Consider the following 16,898-nt stretch of genomic DNA (forward strand, 5'->3'; position numbering starts at 1 on the left):
CACGTGGAGGGGGTGGGGTGGGGCCCGCTCACCAGTCGCTGGTCTCCACGGCGATGAGGGGCACCAGGTCGTTGCGCAGGGTCTCCAGGAAGGTGACGATCTCGGCCGCCACCGAGCGGTGCTGCAGGTCGTTCAGCACGTCGTGGTGGCCGCCCCGGACGGTCGACAGACGGGCGCGGGGCAGGGACTTGGCCGTGCGGACGAGCGTGTCGTGGTCCGCGAGCGGATCGGCGTCGCCGACGAGGATCAGGGCCGGCACATCGGCGTCGCTGCCGTGGGCCGCCGCGAGCAGGGCCTCCGGCACCGACTCGGCGAGTGCTCCCCGGCGAACCTGGGTGTCGTCCGTGAGCCTGCCCCGGTGTGCGGGGCAGGAGGTGCGTACGTCGAGTTCGTCGTCCCAGGTACCGATGGCGTCGACGGCACCGGTGGTGTGGCCCGGAAGCCCGGCCAGTACGACGGCGTCCGGTCGCAGGCCGGTCGGAGTGCCGACCGCGCCGGCGAGCGCGGCGACGGCGAGGGCGCCGGTGTCCGCGCCCACCAGTACGACCGGGCGGACGATCCCGCCCTCGGTCCCGTTCTCACCCGCCGTCCCGTCACCGGCGGCGGCCAACCGGGTTCCGAGGTCGGCCAGTTGGCCGTCCAGGTCGTCGGCGTCGATGTCCGGGGCGTCGACGACACGGACCCGATAGGCGTCGGCGGCGAGTCGCCTGCCCAGCCGGGTGTAGGTCTCGCGGGTCTCTCCCCTGCCGGGTACCACGATGACGGTGCCGCGCGTGCGCAGGCCCTCGGGGGCGTGGTGGTCGGTGTATTCGGTCATGTCAGACTCCTGCGAGTGCGGGCTCGGTCGCGGGCTGCCAGCCCAGGGCGGGTGCCACCTCGGTCGCGATGAGTTCGAGGGCGCGGACGGCGGTGTCGTGGTCGAGGACGGCGGGGTTGAACTGGGTGATCAGATCGGTCGCGAGGGGCAGCACCTTCTCCTGCCGGAGTTCCGCGACGATCTCCTCGGTGGAGCCGTAGAAGCAGTGGAAGCGGCGCAACGCCTCGTCCGGGGCGAGACCCTCGGGGAAGGCGCCGCTCCCGGCCATCCGCAGCGCCGCCCGGTGCACGTCGTCACCGATGTACCGGAGGGCCGTACGCCGGTCCTTCGCCGGGAACACGAACCGGGACAGCCCGATCCGGGGGCGACGCGGCCGGTCCCACGCGTCCAGGTAGGTGTCGGCCCAGGGCCGCTGTATCTCATCGGTGGGCGCGTCGAAACCGTACGCCGCCCGGTTGAGCAGCAGGTTCGAACCACCGGCGGCGGCGTGCTGGGCGCCGGGCCCGCTGAAGACGCCCTGCCAGACGCGGTCGGAGAAGTCCCCGGGCGCGGGCTGGACGCGGAATCCTGGCGTACGCACCTCTTCGCCGGCCAGGGCCGTGCGCAGCACGCTCAGGTGCTCGGTGGTCAACTCGCGTTTGCGGGCGGGGTCCCGGCCGAAAGCGGCGTACTCCAGCTCGCTGTAACCGCTGCCTACGCCGATCTCGACACGGCCCCCGCTGAGCGTGTCGACGACGGCGACGTCCTCGGCGAGGCGGACCGGGTCCTCCAGCGGCAGCACCGTGATGGCCGTACCTAGGCGGATGCGGCTGGTCCTCGCCGCGGCGTGGGCGAGGAACGTCCAGGGTGAGGAGAGGCCGCCGCCGCTGCCGGAGACGTGGTGCTGGGCGACCCAGCCGACGTCGAAGCCGAGTTCGTCGGCGACGACGAAGAGTTCGGTCGCGTCGCGGTAGGTCCGGGCCAGGTCGGTGTGCCGGCCCTGGACGTGGGTGAGGAAGCCGAGTCTGAAGCGTGGCGTCCCGGTGGTCATGAGGTGCTCGCCTTTCGAAGTCGCTTGGTGCGCCGCCGAGTTGTCGGGCGGTTCACAGTTCGGCTCCGCGTCCGGGACCGCTGACGGCTCCGCCGACCGCGACGAGTCCCGAGGTGCCGGTGGCCTCGCTGTCGGTGTCGTCGGTGTCGGTGTCCGTCTCCCGGTCGCCGCCGGCCCCCAGTACCCGGTCGAGGACCGCGCCGGCGCCTCCGCCGGGGAGTTCGGTGCCACGCCAGGCGACGTGCTGGTCAGGACGTACGAGGACGTTGCCGGTGCCGTAGACCGCCCGGGCCTCGGGGTGGGTCAGGTGGATCACCGCGAAGGGCAGCGCCCGTGCCGCGGCCTCCGTGGTGAAGGCCTGCTCGACGTCACGGTCCTCGGTGAGGACGAGCAGGGCGAGGGAGACACCGACGCGGTCGTGGAGTGTGCCGCCGTACGGATCGACGTGTCCGTCCGGGGCGCGGTGGCCCGGTCGCGGATCGTCCTCGTAGACGTCCGCGCGCCAGCGGGGCTCGGAGTCGAGCTGACCGGGTTCGTACCAGATGGCACTCGACGCGTCGTAGCGCTCGTCGAAGGTGACGCCCGCCGCCGGGTCCCGGTCCTTGCCGAGCCGTTCGCCGATCTCCCGCCGGCGCCGCGCGGCCTGCGGACCGAGGTCGGCGTCGTCGGGGATGCCGCCGCGGCGGATCTCCGCGAGGGTCGACTGGGTGCGGCGGGCCCGCTGGAGGGAGTGGTCTGCGATCCGCCAGTTGTGTCTGCGGCGCTCCTCGTCGTAGGAGTCGAGCAGCGTCCGGGGCGCGTGGCCGCCGATCACCGCGGCCAGTTTCCAGCCGAGGTTGACCACGTCCCCGAAGCCCTCGCCGAGGTTGCCGCCGGGGGTACGGACATGGGCGGCGTCGCCGGCCAGCAGGACCCGGCCGCGGTGGAACGTCTCGGCGATACGGGTGGCGTGGTAGAAGGTCGTCGCCGAGACCAGTTCGAGGTCCAGGTCGAACCCGAACGCGGCCCGGCCGATCTCCAGCAGTTCGCCCTCGGTGGGCTCGTGGTCGAGCGGGTACGGGCCGGCGTAGACCCGCCACTCGCGGGTGCTCACCGCCGCCAGGAAGCCGGACGCCTTCGGGTTGACGACGATGTTGCTGCCGCTCGGCGCCGCTCCGACCCGGTCGCTGATGTCGCCGGTACGGACGATGAGCCGCAGCCGCTTCTCGGTGGCGTGCTCGCCCTCGCGGCCGATGCCGGCCAGCCGCCGGGTGGTGCTGCTCCCTCCGTCGGTGCCCAGCACATACGTGGCACGGACAGTGCGACGCTCACCCCCGGCCACACCATCGTTAACGTCACCGGTCACGCCGCCGTCCACGCCGACGATCTCGGCGTCGATGCCGTCGGCGTGCTCCCGCAGCGCCTGGAGCTCCCAGCCACCCGCGACGCTCACGCCCTGTTCCCGCAGCCGGTCGAGGAAGACCTGCTGGAGCACGGTCTGCGGCCGTCGCAGGGCTTCCTCCGACGCGTACGAGGTCGTGGGGCGCCGGGAGTTGAACGAGGGGCGCGGCAGCGGGAGCAGTTCGTGCCCGGCCAGGGAGGTGACCAGCCTGGTGCCCTGGTTCCACTCCGGTGGGTAGGTCCAGGCGTCCCGGATGCGCTGGAGCAGCCCCCAGCGCCGGAAGTGCTCCACCACGCGGGGGGTGTGTCCCATCGCTCCGGCCCGCACCAGTGTCGCGGTGCGGGCGCGGTCCACGACGGCGACGCGGACGCCGCGTCCGGCCAGTTCGACCGCGGCGGAGAGACCGACGGGGCCCGCGCCGACGATCAGCACGTCCACCGTGTCCGGTGGGGTGGCGGCCGGGAACCGGACCGTGTGGACGTCACGCCCGCCCGTCACCGACAGTTCGCTCATCTCGCTGTCCTCGTCCTCAGTGGTCCGCGAGGCTGGGCTCGCGGGTGTTGCGGTTGGCGGGGACCGGCAGGCCGAGGTTGCCGCGCAGGGTGTCGGCCGCGTACTCGGTGCGGAACAGTCCGCGCTTCTGGAGGATCGGGACGACGCCGTCGACGAAGAGCTCCAGGTCGGCGTTGTTGCGGAAGGCGAGGTTGATGCCGTCGAAGGTGCCGGCGTCGAACCACTCCTCGATGGTGTCGGCGACGGTCCCCGGCGCTCCGACGAACGGCGAGCGCCGGAACTCACTGACGGATTCGGCAACTTGACGCAGTGTCAGGTTTTCCGCCTTGGCCCGCTCGATCAGCTTGGACGCGCCGGTGCGGCCGCCCTTCTCGGCGAGGTGCGCCACGTCCGGGAACGGCGCGTCCAGGTCGTGCGCGCTGAAGTCGTACGCGCCGAAGGAGCGGCCCAGGAGGGCGAGGTTGCCCTTGAAGTCGTTGTCCTCCTCGAAGATCTCCCGCTCGCGGCGCTTGGCGGCCTCGTCGGTGGCGGCGACGACCGGACCGCCGTGGATGAAGATCTTGATGTGCTCGGGATCTCGGCCGTACGAGGCGGTGCGCTTCTTGATGTCGGCGTAGTAGTCCTGCGCCTGCCGCAGTGAACCGCCCGGCGCGTAGATGCCCTCGGCGACCCGTGCGGCGAGGTCGCGCCCCTCCTCCGAGACGCCGGCCTGGAAGATGACCGGCTGGCCCTGCGGCGAGCGGGAGAGGTTGAGCGGTCCGGCGACCTTGAAGTGCTCGCCGTCGTGGTTGAGTTCGTGCAGTTTGGCGGGGTCGAGGAAGACGCCCCGCTCGACGTCGGCGGGGAACGCGTCGTCCTCGTACGAGTCCCACAGACCCCGGGCGACCTGGACGAACTCCAGGGCCCTGCCGTAGCGGGTGGTGTAGTCGAGGTGTTCGTCGAGCCCGTAGTTGCGGGACGTACCGGTGTCGAAGCTGGTCACCACGTTCCAGCCGGCCCGGCCGCCGCTGATGTGGTCGAGGGAGGCGAACCGGCGGGCGAGGTTGAAGGGTGAGTTGTACGTCGAACTCGCCGTGCCGACCAGGCCGATGTGCCGGGTGTGGGTGGCGACCGCCGACAGCAGCGTCAGCGGTTCGAGCCGGTTGAGGTAGTGCGAGGGGTAGGTCGCGTTGATGAACTGGCTGTCGACGACGAACAGGGCGTCGAAGAGGGCGTGTTCGGCTGCCTGGGCCTGCTTGATGTAGTAGTTGATGTCGATGCTGGCGTTCTTCGCGACGCTCGGGTCCTTCCAGAGGCCGTGCTGGCCGGGGCCGCCGACGCCGTAGGGGTGCAGCGCGAGGTGGATCGTGCGGGGCATGCGGATTCCTCTCGGTGGTGCGGAAGTTGAGGGGGCCGGGGTTCGCCGGTGTGCTGGGGTGTGCGTGCTCAGGCGTGCAGCAGCGCGCGGAGCCGGTCGCGTTCGGCCCGGTCGGCCGAGGCGCTGCGCAGGGTGGGCGCGGAGCCGACGAGCAGCCGGGTGTAGACGTGCTGGGGGTCGGTGATGACCTCGCGGGCCGCGCCGACCTCGACGAGTTCGCCCTGGTAGAGAACCGCGATGCGGTCGGCGATCCCGGCTACGGACCCCAGGTCGTGGGAGATGAAGACGAGGGCCACACCCGCGGCGCGCAAGTCCTTGAGGATCTGCAGGATCTGTACGCGGTTGGCGGAGTCGAGGGCGCTGACCGGCTCGTCGAGGATGATCAGCTTCGGCTCGGTGACCAGCGCCCGGGCCACCGCTACCCGCTGGCGCTGACCGCCGGACAGCTCACCCGGCAGCCGGTCGAGCAGGCCCTCGGAGAGCTGGACGCGGGCGAGGAACGCTCGGGCCCGGCCGGCCGCTTCCTGGCGTGCGACCCCCTGGATGAGCAGCGGCTCGATCAGCGACTCCTCGATGGTGAGGTCGGGGTCGAGGCTGCGCAGCGGGTCCTGGAAGACGTACTGGACGATGCCGCGGCGGCGCAGGCTGCGCCACTGACGGCTGCCGTACGCTTCGACGTCCTCACCGCCGATGACGATCCGGCCCGCGGAGGCGCGTACCAGGCCCAGGACCGTGCGGGCGAAGGTGGACTTGCCCGATCCCGTCTCGCCGATGATGCCGACGGTCTCCCCGGGCGCGACGCTCAGTGAGACGTCGTGCAGGGCGCGGCGGCGCTGCCTGCGGGGCCCGTAGTGCACGTCGAGGCCGGTGACCTCCAGGACGGCACGGCCGTCCGTCCCCGCGTCGGCCGGCCGCTGTTCCCGCGCATGCTCGGTGGTCACGATGTCTCCTGCGGCGTGAGGAACTTCTCCAGGCCGTACTGGTCGTGCTCGGCGATGAGCAGTCGGGTGTACTCGTGGCGCGGATGGTGGAGTACGTCGCTCGTCGTGCCCTGTTCCACCACCTCGCCCTCGCGCATGACGAGGACCTCGTCGCACAGCTGGGCGACGACGGCCAGGTCGTGGGAGACGACCACCAGGGCGAGACCGGCCCGTTCGCGCAGTTCGGCGAGGAGGTCGAGGATCTCGGCCTGGACCGTGACGTCGAGCGCGGTCGTCGCCTCGTCGGCGATGAGGATCCGCGGGTCGGCGGCGATCGCGGCGGCGATCAGGACGCGCTGGAGCATGCCTCCGGACAGCTCGTGCGTGTACTGGCCGTAGACCAGCTCCGGATCGCGCAGTTGGACGGCCTGGAGCAGTTCGACGGCACGGTGGCGTGCTTCGCGCCGCTTCAGCCCCTTCTTGACGCGGATGACCTCGGCGATCTGCGCGCCCACGCGGATCGAGGGGTTGAGGTAGGACGCCGGGTCCTGGAAGACCGCGCTGATCGTGGCGCCGCGCAGGGCCGTCCACTGCTGGGGTGTCAGGGTCGCGATATCGGTGCCGGCGATCTCGATCGAGCCGGCCGAGACCTCGAAGTGCGGGGGCAGGATGCCCAGCGTGGCCCGGCAGGTCAGGGTCTTGCCGCTGCCCGACTCGCCGACGATGCCGACCGTTTTCCCCGGGGTGAGTTCGAAGCTCACCCCGTGGACGATCTCGCGGTCGGTGACCTGGTCACTGATGCGCACGCCCCGCACGGCGAGCACGGGCGCCGCCGGCGCGACCGCCGTGCGGGGCCCGGCGGCACTCAAGGTGATGCCGGGAGCGGCGTTGTCTGACAGTTCGGACAGCGTCGTCATCAGGCACCTCCGGTGGATACGGGGTCGGGCTTGCCGAGTCGATTGGCGCGGGCCCTGCGGGTGTTGACGAAGGCGCGGCCCGCTTCGCCGGAGACATCGCGGATCGCGTCGGCGAGCAGGTTGCTGGCCCAGACGGTGATCATGATCAGCACGGCGGGGGCGAGGGGCGCCCAGGGCTGGTAACTGAGGTAGCCGAGGTCGGAGGCGAGCAGCCCGCCCCAGGTGGGTGCGGGTGGCTGGACGCCGATACCGAGGAAGGTCAGGCTGGAGACGATGATGAAGCCGACGCCGATGGTCTGGGCGAGCGCGACGGCGATCGGCGGAAGCACCTTGACCCAGACGTGACGGCGGACGATCCAGCCGGTAGAGGCACCCGCGACGAGCGCGGCCTCCACGTACGGCGAGCGGGCGACGGCCAGGGTGGCGGCTCGGGCCACCCGGTAGAAGAGCGGCGAGACCAGGGCGCCCGTGACGAGCATGGCCTGCGTGATGCCGTTGCCCAGGAGCGCGATGACCGCGACCGCGAACAGCAGGAACGGCAGGGCGACCAGTGTGTCGGCCAGACGCAGGGTGAGCCATTCGAAGGTCCGGCCGAGGTAGACCGACAGGATGCCCGGGATCGCGCCGACGACCAGCGCCATCACGGCGACTTCGAGGGAGCCGAGCACGCTGACGCGTGAGCCGTCCAGGAGTCGGCTGAACACGTCCCGGCCGAGGTAGTCGGTGCCCAGCCAGTGGGACCCCGACGCCGAGGCAAGGGTGTTGTCGCTGGTGGCGAGGGGGTTCTGCGGGGCGAGCAGCGGTCCGAGGACCGCCAGCAGGGCGATCACGAGAAGGATGACCACGGCGATCCGGCCGGAGGTCAGGGTGAGGACGCGGCGCACCATGGTCATACCCCCCGCTGGGATGCCGGCGTGACACGTGCCAGCACCAGGTTGACGATCAGGTTGAAGAGGACGACCAGGACGATCGACACGACGAGCACGCCCTGCACGGCCGGTACGTCACCGGCCTGGGCGGAGTCGTTGGCGAACCGGCCGAAGCCCTGCAGACCGAAGATCCACTCGGTGACGACGGAGGCGCCGACCAGTGCGGGGAACTTCAGGCCGAGGGTGGCCAGGGCCGGGCCGATCCCGTTGCGGAGCACATGGCCGAGGAAGATCCGACGGGGACTCAGGCCCCGTACGACCGCGCCCGTCACGTAGTTCTCGCGGAAGGCGGCGACGAGACTGCCGCGCAACTGGCGGGCCACGTCCGCGACCACGTCGAAGCTGAGCGCGAGCGCCGGGAGCGTGATGTGCGCGAGCCAGGGACCGAAACCCTGCTCCGCCGGGATGTAGCCGGCGGAGGGGAACAGGTGCAGTCCCACGGCGAAGACCGCGACCAGCACGATGCCGACGACGAAGGCGGGCATCACCGAGATCAGGGTGACGAAGCCGGTGACGGCCCGGTCGATCCAGGTGGTGCGCTTGAGCGCCGCGAGCGTGCCGAGGGTGAAGCCGAGGACGACACCGATGATCAGCGCGAAGGTCGCGACGGACAGGCTCACTCCGAGGCCCAGGCCGATGAGCGTGGAGATGTCGGCGCCGTTGGTCCAGCTGGTGCCGAGCTGTCCGTGCAGGACACCGGTGAACCAGTCCCAGTACTGGACCAGGAAGGGCCGGTCGAGACCCCACTGGGCCTCGACCCGCGCGATCGCCTCGGGGGTCGCCTCCTCGCCCAGTTGGATCCGCGCGGGGCTGAGTCCGCTCATCGACCGCAGTGCGAAGGTCACGAAGGTCGCGACCAGGAAGACGGGCACGAAGATCGCGACCGACCGGGCCAGGGTGACCAGGAGGCGGCCGAGCGTGTGCCGCACCCTGGTCCCGACGACCCCGCGACGGCGGGCAGGCGGGGCCTGTTCCGCGGTCGTCGTCATGGGCTTGCCCCTCTCTTGTGGTGGGTTCTGTGCCGGGCGTACCGGGCGGGTGTCAGCTGCCGGAGATGGTCACGCCGGTCCAGTCGATGTGGGCCGGGTTCTTCGGCAGGTCGGAGATCGACTTGCTCTTGGCGATGAGGTTCGGCTGGGAGTAGGTGAAGACGAGTGCCTTGCTCTCCAGGCCCGCCCGGGTCGCCGCCTGGAGCACCTGCGTGTAGTCGGGGGCGTCCAGCGGGGTCTTGCGCACCTTGGCGATGGCGGCCTCGAAACCGTCCGGCTCGTAGGGGGTGCTGAGGTTCAGCGGGCCGTTGGGGCCGAAGTGGGCGGTGAGGGTCTGCGCCGCGGAGTCACGGCCGGTGGTCCCGTACAGCGAGAACGTCAGGTCCTTCGCGAAGAACGGGGTGGCCCAGTTCTTGTCGATCTTGATGGTGACCTTGATGCCGACCTCGGCCAGCTGCGACTGGACGATCTCCGCCTGGGGGTCCTCCGCCGGGATGACCAGGTTCAGCTTGAGGTCGCCGGACTTGTAGCCCGCCTCGGCGAGGAGCTTCTTCGACTTCGCCGGGTCGTAGGGGTAGGCGTTCTCCGACTTGGGGTCGTAGGCCTCGTACCCCTTGGGGAACGGCTGGTCGGTCACCTCGCCGTAGCCGAAGGTCAGCTTGTCGACGAACTCCTTGCGGTTGACCGCGTGGCGTACGGCGTCGACGACCTTGTCGTTGTCGAAGGGCGCCTTGTTGACGTTGAGGCTGAGGTTGGAGGCGTTGAAGCCCGGCTGCACGAAGACGTCCAGGCCGGCCTTCTTGGCGGCGGACGCCTGGCTCGGGTCCAGGTCGGCGAAGTTGTAGACACCGGTCTGCAGTCCGGAGACGACGGTGGAGGCGTCGGGGGCGGAGGTCAGCTCGACGTTGTCGATGTGGATGTTCTTCGCGTCCCAGTAGTCCGGGTTCTTCTTCAGGAGCGCCTTGGTGCCCGGGATCACCTGGGTGACGACGAACGGGCCGGCGCCGACCGGGTTCTGGTCGAGCTTCTCGGGGTTCTTCGCCGCCTTGGGGCTGGCGATCTGCAGTACCCGCTGACCGAGCAGCTGGGGGATCTGGTAGTCGACCTGGCTGAGGTGCAGGACCGCGTCGAGGCCGTCGGCGTCCACCGACTTGATGGAGGTCAGGTCGCCGAAGAGCGCCGAGTTCTTCTGCTTCTGGGCCCGTTCGATGGCCGCCTTGACCGCGGCGGCGTCGACGGGCTCGCCGTCGCTGAACTTCAGGCCGGAGCGCAGATGGAAGGTGATCTCGTCACCCCTGTCGTTGTACTCCCAGCTCTTGGCGAGGTCGGGAACGGCCTTGCCGCTCTCGTCCGTACGGGTCAACGAGGCGTAGGCGAGGGCGAGTTCGCGGAACTGCGCGCCGCTGCCCCCGACGACCGGGTCCCAGTGGGTCGGGAAGTACGAGGAGGTCCACTTCAGCGTGGAGCCGCCGCCCGAGGCGGCGGAGTCACCGCCGCAGGCACTCAGGACGGGAGTCAGCACGGCGACGAAGGCGGTCGCGAGGGCTGCGGCCCGCAGGCGGCCTGCGCCTCGGGACGAACGGCGGTCCGCTCCGGGGCGGCGGGTGATGAGGTGAGCGGGCATCTCGTTCTTCCTTTGGCGGGCTCCGGCCGGGGCCGGGGCGGAAGGAGCAAGGCAGGAGGACCGGACCCGCCGCGTGCGGAACGTCGACTCGGGCCCGGACGGGCAGCACGGACATGCCGGGGCAAGCGCCGGCGCGCACTCGGGGCGCGCGGCGCTCAGGGCAGGAGCGTGCGGGATCGCGGGACTACCGGGCTGGAGGAGTCGACGGGCGCGCGGAGGGGCGGGCCAGGAGGCGAAGAAGGTGTGCCACGGGGCACGGAGAGGGCGACGCAGAGGCGGGCACGGCTCGGTCGAGCACTGGAAAGCCAGTGCCGGCGGCGGCGGTCAGGCGTCTGCGGACCGGGGACGGCGAAGGGTCAGCGACAGAGTGCGCTGCTGGTGCGCCGCAGGTCCACGTAGCGGCACACCACACCGGGGTGCGTCGTAAGCATGGTGCTCATCCTGGGGGCTCCCGCAACCGACTGTCAATGGACACCAATTGGTGTCTCATTGGGCGGGACGGCGTCCGTCGCAGATCACAGCCTCGGCCGCCACGGATTCAGGGCACGGCGGGGTGTGTCGCCGCCTCGTCGGGGTGCAGCCACAGGGGCCCGCCCGCCGTGTCCACGCGTACGGCACCCGGGGGCGGCCAGGGCCCTTCCGTCAGCAGCGACCGCTCCGGATCGGTCAGGCTGCGGTAACGCTCCAGCGCGTGCACCGGAGAGAGCGGCACGGGGGCCGCCGACAGCCCGGGACTCAGTTCCTCGACGGCTGCCACGTACTCCTCGAAGGGCCGCCAGCCGGGTACGACGCGGTACTCGCCGGCGGTCCGGACGAGCAGGGTCGGCAGGGCGTACCGGTGCCCGCCCTCGGCGGTCTCCTTCGCCCCGCCCGGATGCGGCGACCCGCCTTGCACGGAGAGCACTCGGGCCACTGGACGGCGGGCTTCCAGCCGGTCGGCGCGCACCTGTTCCAGCACCGCCCCGGAGGCGGCGTCGACCGCCAGCCGCCGCGCATCCAGATGGGGTACGCCTTGGACCGCGGCCAGCGCCGACCCGAGGGTGTCCGCCGGTTCGCCGAGCACGAAGACGCTCTCCCGCAGCCGCCGCAGCACCCGCTCGGCCACCTCTTCGCCCTGCGGGACGGCGGCCTTGGCGACGAGCGAGGCGGGCCAGGAGTCGGCCGGCATACGGCTGAGCCGCACGGGGCGCGGGGCCCGGCTGTGTGAGCTGATCTCCTCGACGTAACGCGCGTACCAGGCCGTCTCCGCCGCCGGGTCGGGCGGCGGATCGTCGTCGTGGTCGAAGAGGATCGCGTACGCCCGCCGCCACCGGACCCGGCCGGCCAGTGCCGCCCGCAACGCGCGGAAGACGGGCTCCGATCCCCAGGCCCAGGGGCACAACGGGTCGGTGTACTCGACGACTTCGACCTGTTCCGGTGCCAACGCCGGTGGCTGCGGCAGTGGTTGCGGTTGGGGTAGTGGTTGCGGCTGCGGTTGCGGTTGCGGGCCGGCTGTCACGCGGCGCCTCTCCGAGCGAGTGCTTCGGTCGCCGCCGCCGCTCCCGTCACGCCGGTCGCCCCACTGGTGAGCAGCGAGGTCAGCGTCACCCCGCCCAGGACCGCCGCGGCACTCGCCTCGACCTCTCGCCACACATCGGGCAGACCTGTCGCGGGGCCCGGATAGTCGAGGCCCGCCAGCGGCTCACCGCGCAGGGTGATCAACTCACCGTCCACGGCACGCGTGACATCGAGCAGGGTGATCTCCTCGGCGGCCCTGCCGAGCCAGTAACCGCCCTCGCAGCCGCGCTGGCTGCGCACCAGGCCGGCTCTGCGCAGTTCACCCACCACGGACTTCAGGAAGCGGAACGGGATCTCCTGCGAGGAGGCGATGGCTTCACAGGTGAGCGGACGGGAAGGTTCGCGGGCGAGCTCCAGCAGCGCCCTCATGGCGTAGTCCGCCTTCGCGGAAATATGCATGCGCACATCATGCCTGAGGAGCGGGTCGGCACGCCGGGCTTCGGCGGCTTGTTTCCTACATTGCGGGAACATTGCCGCAGGTGAAAGCCAAAGGACACCTCTTGACATCCTTTTCGGGACCGCTCTAGCGTCGCGGCCATGAGCGAGCCGCTGACGACCCCCGGTGAGGGCTTCCACCCGCACCTCCACGACACCCCGGACCAGCCGGTCACCCCTTTGCGCAGCCGTCTGCACCACATCCGCGCCGACTCCCTGGACGGCGACACCGCGCAGAGCGGCGGCATGCGCAGGTTCGCGGCCGTCAGCGGGAAGACCGTCGGTTCCGAGAAGCTGTGGATGGGCCAGACGCATGTGGCCCCCTCGACGGCTTCCTCCGACCACCACCACGGTGAGTCCGAGACCGCCATCTACGTGGTGAGCGGGCACCCGGAATTCGTCTTCATCGACGATTCGGGCGAGGGCGGGGGCCAGAGCGGGGAGGGGCGCGAGAGCAAGGAGCCGCGGGAGATACGCCTGCGGACCTCCCCCGGCGACTACATCTTCGTACCGCCGTTCGTCCCGCACCGGGAGGAGAACCCGGACCCGGACGACGAGGCGGTGGTCGTCATCGCCCGCAGCACGCAGGAGGCGATCGTGGTCAACCTCCCCCAGCTGTACGCGCTTTCGCCGGACCGGTCCTGAGACAGCGAGCGGTCCTGCGACATCGAGCGGTCCCGGGGCCTTCGGACATGGAGTGAGTCAGGTGACCTGGCCGGACGGCTGGGCGCCCGCGGCGAGAAGCACGTCGATCGTCTCCGGGTGGGGCCCGGCCATCGCCCACTCCAGCGGGGAACGGCCCGTTCCGTGGTCCTCGCGGAGCTGGGGATCGGCACCGTGCGCCAGAAGCGCACGAACCGTCTCCGCGTATCCCCAGCAAGCGGCCCCGCACAGGGGTGTGCCTTCCGCACCGCGTCCGCTCTCGGTGTCGGGCCGGGCCCCGGACGCCAGCAGGCGGAGGACATTGCCGGTGGCACCGTGGACCGACGCGGCGTAAAGCGGCGTGGTGCCTTCGGGGTCGGCCGTCTCGGGGTCGGCACCGGCTCGCAGGAGAGCGTCGATCCCGGTGCTGTCGCCGAAGGTCGCCGCGTTGACGAGCCGTTGGGACAGTTTCTTCTGCCGGCGTCTGTTCACGATGCTTCCGACCTCACATCCGAACCCGCGGGAGTCTCCCCGACCGCGTGGAACTCATGAATGACCTGAATCCGGCCGACGATGTGCGCGTTGAACTCGTCGAGTTCCTCGGCCGGTACCCACAGCTCAAGGATCGTCCGGCCGCCCACTTGTTGGACCGGGTACCTGCGCAGGAACTCGGAGTCGACGTCGAACCGGGTGACGAAGCCGGCGCCGTCGTGCTTGACGTTCCAGTCCCGCGCGATCCTGACGGCGTAGTCCTCGTTGAGGACCGGGTAGAAGATGGGCTGTTCGGGGAGCCGGGGCGGCCAGGCACCCCAGTCCAGCTCACGGACCAGCTCCAGCTCCTTGGGGCCGGTGGGGCGCCACAGGGTCGTCGTCGCTCGGAGGCTGGTCACGGGAATCACTCTCTGGATGAGGCGGGACGAGGCAACCGCTGCCGCGGCCTGCCGGGAGCCCGACGGTATCGACAGCTCCGGCGCAACGGCCACCGGGTTTCCGAGCGGGCGGCAGCCCGGCCGTCGAACCGCCGTGGACCACGCCGTCGGTGATGGGCGCGGCCTCCGAACCGGGGACGCCGGCGGAGGGCAACCGCTCTGCCGGACAGCCGGGAAGCGGGGAAGCGGGTGGTGACGATCGTTCCCGGCGCTCTGGAGCCGAGCACCGCACCAAAGCCGGGGCGGTGCGACCGTAGTAGCGCGCGAGCCTCCGCGATCGTGCCACATGCTGATCCGGCATGCCGGGCCCGATCCGCGGGCGCGGCGACGGGGCGAGGAGATCGCGTTGATCGTCTGGGTGAACGGGGCATTCGGCAGCGGAAAGACCACACTGGTCGACGAGTTGCGCCCGCGCCGACCCGAAGCGCTGGTCTACGACCCGGAGATGGTCGGGTATGTGCTGAGGGAGATCGTGGAGGTCCCGACCGGCGATTTCCAGGATCTTCGGCTGTGGCGGCGCCAGGTCGCCGACCTGGCGGTGGGACTGGTCGAGGAGTACCGACGCCCGGTCCTGGTTCCCATGACCCTGGTCGATCCCGGCTATGTCGACGAGATCTTCGGCACGCTGAAGGACGCGGGCGTCGACGTTCACCACTTCTTCCTCAAGGTCTCCCGGGAGGTACTGGAGAGGCGGATCGACGGTCGGATCCATGCCCCGGACGATCCGGAGCGGGAGGAGCGGGTTCGGCGCTGGTGCAAGGACAGGATCGGTCCGTGCATGGCCGCGGCCGACACCCTGCCCGGCGACACGGTGTTCCTGGACGGCGAACTGCCCCCGCAGCAATTGGCCGACCAGGTCCTGGCCCGTATCGGCGCGGGGACGGACCGGTCGCCGGGCGCTCGACGCCGCTGATCTCCGCGACGCGCCGCCTGGGGTTCGTCGCGACCGGCCGGGCCCGCGTTCGGTGGCGGGCCTCGTTCCAGCAACGCAAGAGGGTCCGGACCTCAAAGGTCCGGACCCTCTTCGACAGTAGCGGGGACAGGATTTGAACCTGCGACCTCTGGGTTATGAGCCCAGCGAGCTACCGAGCTGCTCCACCCCGCGTCGACATCGCCTACCGTACGCCATCATCGAAGGCCTCGATGACCACTTTCCGCGACCACGGGGCTTCCGTCGTGTTGGTGGCACTGCCTCGGCTACTGGACCGCCGCGTGGCTGGGCCGGTGACCGAATCGGTCCGCTTCGGGACCCGATGCGGCATGTCGCGGCGCCCCTCGCGTGGCTCAGACTCTGGGCATGAACCGCGCACTGATCGTCATCGATGTCCAGGAATCCTTCCGCGCCCGCCCGCTGTGGGCGACGATCTCCGATCCGAAGATCGCCGATCAGGTGAACCGGCTGGTCCGGATCGCCCGCGAGGCCGGGGACCTCGTGGTGTGGGTACTGCACCACGAGCCCGGCAGCGGCGATGTCTTCGACCCGGCCCTCGGCCATGTCCGGCTCATGGAGGAACTGGAGCAGGCGGAGGGTGAGCCGCTGATCCACAAGACCTCGCACAACGCCTTCACCACGACCAACCTCCAGCAGATGCTCACCGAACGCGGTGTCCGCGAACTCGTCGTCTGCGGCATCCGCACCGAGCAGTGTGTGGAGACCACCACCCGTGTCGCGAGCGACCTCGGCTACCAGGTCACGTTCGTCACCGACGCGACCGCGACCAACCCCATCCCGCACCGCGACGCTCCCGAAGACCAGAGCGTCGCCGACCTGCTGGCCGACCCTCGTACGCTCTCCGCCGACGAGGTCATCCGGCGCACCGAGTACGCGCTTGCCGGACGCTTCGCCACCATCGCGACGGTCGACGGTCTTGAGGCCGCGGCAGAGCATCAGGCATGATGACCGGATCGTGAGTCACATCGTCTTCTTCCTGGTGCCCGGAGTCCATCTGCTGGACCTGGCCGGCCCCGCGCAGGTCTTCTCGACGGCCGACGACTTCGGGCACCCGTACACGCTCTCCTACGTCGCCGAGCGGCCGCAGGTCCCCACGGCGCAGGGGCTGCCGCTGGTGGCCCGGCTCGACTGGCCGGAGCTCGGGCCCGAGGACCTGGTCGTGGTACCCGGCTGGCGGGCGGGCACCCTGGCCGACAGCCCAGCCATCGGTACCGCTTCTCTGCAGGCGCTCCGGGACCACCACACCAGGGGCGGCACGGTGGCCAGCGTCTGCGCCGGGGCCGAGGCGCTCGGTCTGGCCGGTCTGCTGGACGGCCGCCGCTGCACGACCCACCATGACGTGCAGGAGGAGCTGGCTTCGCGTCATCCGCGGGCGCTGGTCGTCCGGGACGTCCTGTTCACCACGGACGACCGGGTGGTCACCTCGGCCGGTATCGCCAGCGGCATCGATCTGGCCCTGCACCTGGTCGCGAACCGGCACGGCCCCGCCGTTGCCGCCCAGGTGGCCCGGGAGATGGTCGTCTACGCCCGCCGCAACGGCCACGAACCGCAGTCCAGCGCGATGCTCCGGCACCGTTCCCACCTCGACGACACCGTGCACCGGGCCCAGGACCTCATCGACGAACGCTTCGACCAACCACTCCCCCTGCCCACCGTGGCCTCGGCCGTGGGCGTCAGCGAACGCACCCTCACCCGTCTCTTCGGCCGCGCCACCGGGCTGACCCCCCTGCGCTATCAGCAGACCCTGCGCCTCGAACGTGCCCAGCACCTCATCAGCCACGGCGCGACCATGGACGCCGCCGCCCGTTCCGTGGGCTTCGAGGACCCGCGCATGCTCCGCCGCCTGCGCGCCCGCACCCCCTGACCACGACAGCCGGGCACCACCGCAGGCCGTCACAAGGCGGTC

General features: G+C 70.9%; 17 protein-coding genes and 1 tRNA gene. 4 read left to right on the top strand and 14 right to left on the bottom strand.

All coding sequences use genetic code 11. From position 1 onward, the window contains the following. Positions 1-28 precede the first annotated feature (28 nt). From ACH4DZ_RS02265 to ACH4DZ_RS02315, 11 genes are all read right to left on the bottom strand, one after another. The gene (locus ACH4DZ_RS02265) at positions 29-817 is read right to left on the bottom strand and encodes an alpha/beta hydrolase (RefSeq protein ID WP_398284990.1); all 789 of its coding nucleotides are present in this window, start codon (positions 815-817) and stop codon (positions 29-31) included. A gap of 1 nt (position 818) precedes the next feature. After that, entirely contained in the window at positions 819-1,847 is a 1,029-nt protein-coding gene (locus ACH4DZ_RS02270) for an LLM class flavin-dependent oxidoreductase (RefSeq protein WP_398284991.1), read from the bottom strand. Between the two features lie 52 nt (positions 1,848-1,899). Then, on the bottom strand, positions 1,900-3,741 hold the full coding sequence (locus tag ACH4DZ_RS02275) for an FAD-dependent monooxygenase (protein ID WP_398284992.1): 1,842 nt from the start codon (positions 3,739-3,741) through the stop codon (positions 1,900-1,902). Positions 3,742-3,757: 16 nt separating this feature from the next. Then, entirely contained in the window at positions 3,758-5,098 is a 1,341-nt protein-coding gene (locus ACH4DZ_RS02280; protein WP_398284993.1) for an LLM class flavin-dependent oxidoreductase, read from the bottom strand. Positions 5,099-5,166: 68 nt separating this feature from the next. Beyond that, positions 5,167-6,039 carry an ABC transporter ATP-binding protein gene (locus ACH4DZ_RS02285; RefSeq protein ID WP_398284994.1) on the bottom strand — a complete coding sequence of 291 codons (873 nt, stop codon included), beginning with the start codon at positions 6,037-6,039 and terminating at the stop codon, positions 5,167-5,169. After that, the gene (locus tag ACH4DZ_RS02290) at positions 6,036-6,935 is read right to left on the bottom strand and encodes an ABC transporter ATP-binding protein (RefSeq protein WP_398284995.1); all 900 of its coding nucleotides are present in this window, start codon (positions 6,933-6,935) and stop codon (positions 6,036-6,038) included. The genes ACH4DZ_RS02285 and ACH4DZ_RS02290 overlap by 4 nt, the downstream gene beginning before the upstream one ends. Next, a complete protein-coding gene (locus ACH4DZ_RS02295) occupies positions 6,935-7,822 on the bottom strand; it encodes an ABC transporter permease (protein ID WP_398285447.1) in 888 nt (295 codons plus the stop codon). The genes ACH4DZ_RS02290 and ACH4DZ_RS02295 overlap by 1 nt, the downstream gene beginning before the upstream one ends. Positions 7,823-7,824: 2 nt before the next feature. Next, positions 7,825-8,853 carry an ABC transporter permease gene (locus ACH4DZ_RS02300; protein WP_398284996.1) on the bottom strand — a complete coding sequence of 343 codons (1,029 nt, stop codon included), beginning with the start codon at positions 8,851-8,853 and terminating at the stop codon, positions 7,825-7,827. A 52-nt stretch (positions 8,854-8,905) separates the two neighbouring features. After that, positions 8,906-10,477: an ABC transporter substrate-binding protein gene (locus ACH4DZ_RS02305; RefSeq protein ID WP_398284997.1), complete on the bottom strand. Its 1,572-nt coding sequence runs from the start codon at positions 10,475-10,477 to the stop codon at positions 8,906-8,908. A 538-nt stretch (positions 10,478-11,015) separates the two neighbouring features. Then, positions 11,016-11,900 carry a DsbA family protein gene (locus ACH4DZ_RS02310; protein WP_398284998.1) on the bottom strand — a complete coding sequence of 295 codons (885 nt, stop codon included), beginning with the start codon at positions 11,898-11,900 and terminating at the stop codon, positions 11,016-11,018. A gap of 71 nt (positions 11,901-11,971) precedes the next feature. Then, complete coding sequence (locus ACH4DZ_RS02315) at positions 11,972-12,433, bottom strand: RrF2 family transcriptional regulator (RefSeq protein ID WP_398284999.1); 462 nt, start codon at positions 12,431-12,433, stop codon at positions 11,972-11,974. A 138-nt stretch (positions 12,434-12,571) separates the two neighbouring features. Between ACH4DZ_RS02315 and ACH4DZ_RS02320 the strand changes: the two genes are divergently transcribed. Next, positions 12,572-13,114 (top strand): cupin domain-containing protein, encoded by a 543-nt coding sequence (locus ACH4DZ_RS02320; protein WP_398285000.1) that lies wholly within the window; start codon positions 12,572-12,574, stop codon positions 13,112-13,114. Positions 13,115-13,171: 57 nt separating this feature from the next. On the opposite strand, the gene ACH4DZ_RS02325 is transcribed toward ACH4DZ_RS02320, so the two are convergent. Together ACH4DZ_RS02325 and ACH4DZ_RS02330 are read right to left on the bottom strand one after the other, a co-directional pair. After that, the gene (locus tag ACH4DZ_RS02325) at positions 13,172-13,603 is read right to left on the bottom strand and encodes an ankyrin repeat domain-containing protein (protein ID WP_398285001.1); all 432 of its coding nucleotides are present in this window, start codon (positions 13,601-13,603) and stop codon (positions 13,172-13,174) included. Further along, entirely contained in the window at positions 13,600-14,001 is a 402-nt protein-coding gene (locus tag ACH4DZ_RS02330; protein ID WP_398285002.1) for a hypothetical protein, read from the bottom strand. The genes ACH4DZ_RS02325 and ACH4DZ_RS02330 overlap by 4 nt, the downstream gene beginning before the upstream one ends. A gap of 385 nt (positions 14,002-14,386) precedes the next feature. Between ACH4DZ_RS02330 and ACH4DZ_RS02335 the strand changes: the two genes are divergently transcribed. Then, complete coding sequence (locus ACH4DZ_RS02335; protein WP_398285448.1) at positions 14,387-14,953, top strand: AAA family ATPase; 567 nt, start codon at positions 14,387-14,389, stop codon at positions 14,951-14,953. A gap of 118 nt (positions 14,954-15,071) precedes the next feature. On the opposite strand, the gene ACH4DZ_RS02340 is transcribed toward ACH4DZ_RS02335, so the two are convergent. Continuing rightward, a tRNA-Met gene (locus tag ACH4DZ_RS02340) sits at positions 15,072-15,145 on the bottom strand. A 192-nt stretch (positions 15,146-15,337) separates the two neighbouring features. Between ACH4DZ_RS02340 and ACH4DZ_RS02345 the strand changes: the two genes are divergently transcribed. Next, positions 15,338-15,937: a cysteine hydrolase family protein gene (locus tag ACH4DZ_RS02345; protein WP_398285003.1), complete on the top strand. Its 600-nt coding sequence runs from the start codon at positions 15,338-15,340 to the stop codon at positions 15,935-15,937. Between the two features lie 10 nt (positions 15,938-15,947). Next, on the top strand, positions 15,948-16,856 hold the full coding sequence (locus ACH4DZ_RS02350; RefSeq protein ID WP_398285004.1) for a GlxA family transcriptional regulator: 909 nt from the start codon (positions 15,948-15,950) through the stop codon (positions 16,854-16,856). Positions 16,857-16,898: the final 42 nt, after the last annotated feature.

The organism is Streptomyces sp. NPDC017991, from assembly GCF_044328075.1.
Classification (GTDB): Bacteria; Actinomycetota; Actinomycetes; order Streptomycetales; family Streptomycetaceae; genus Streptomyces.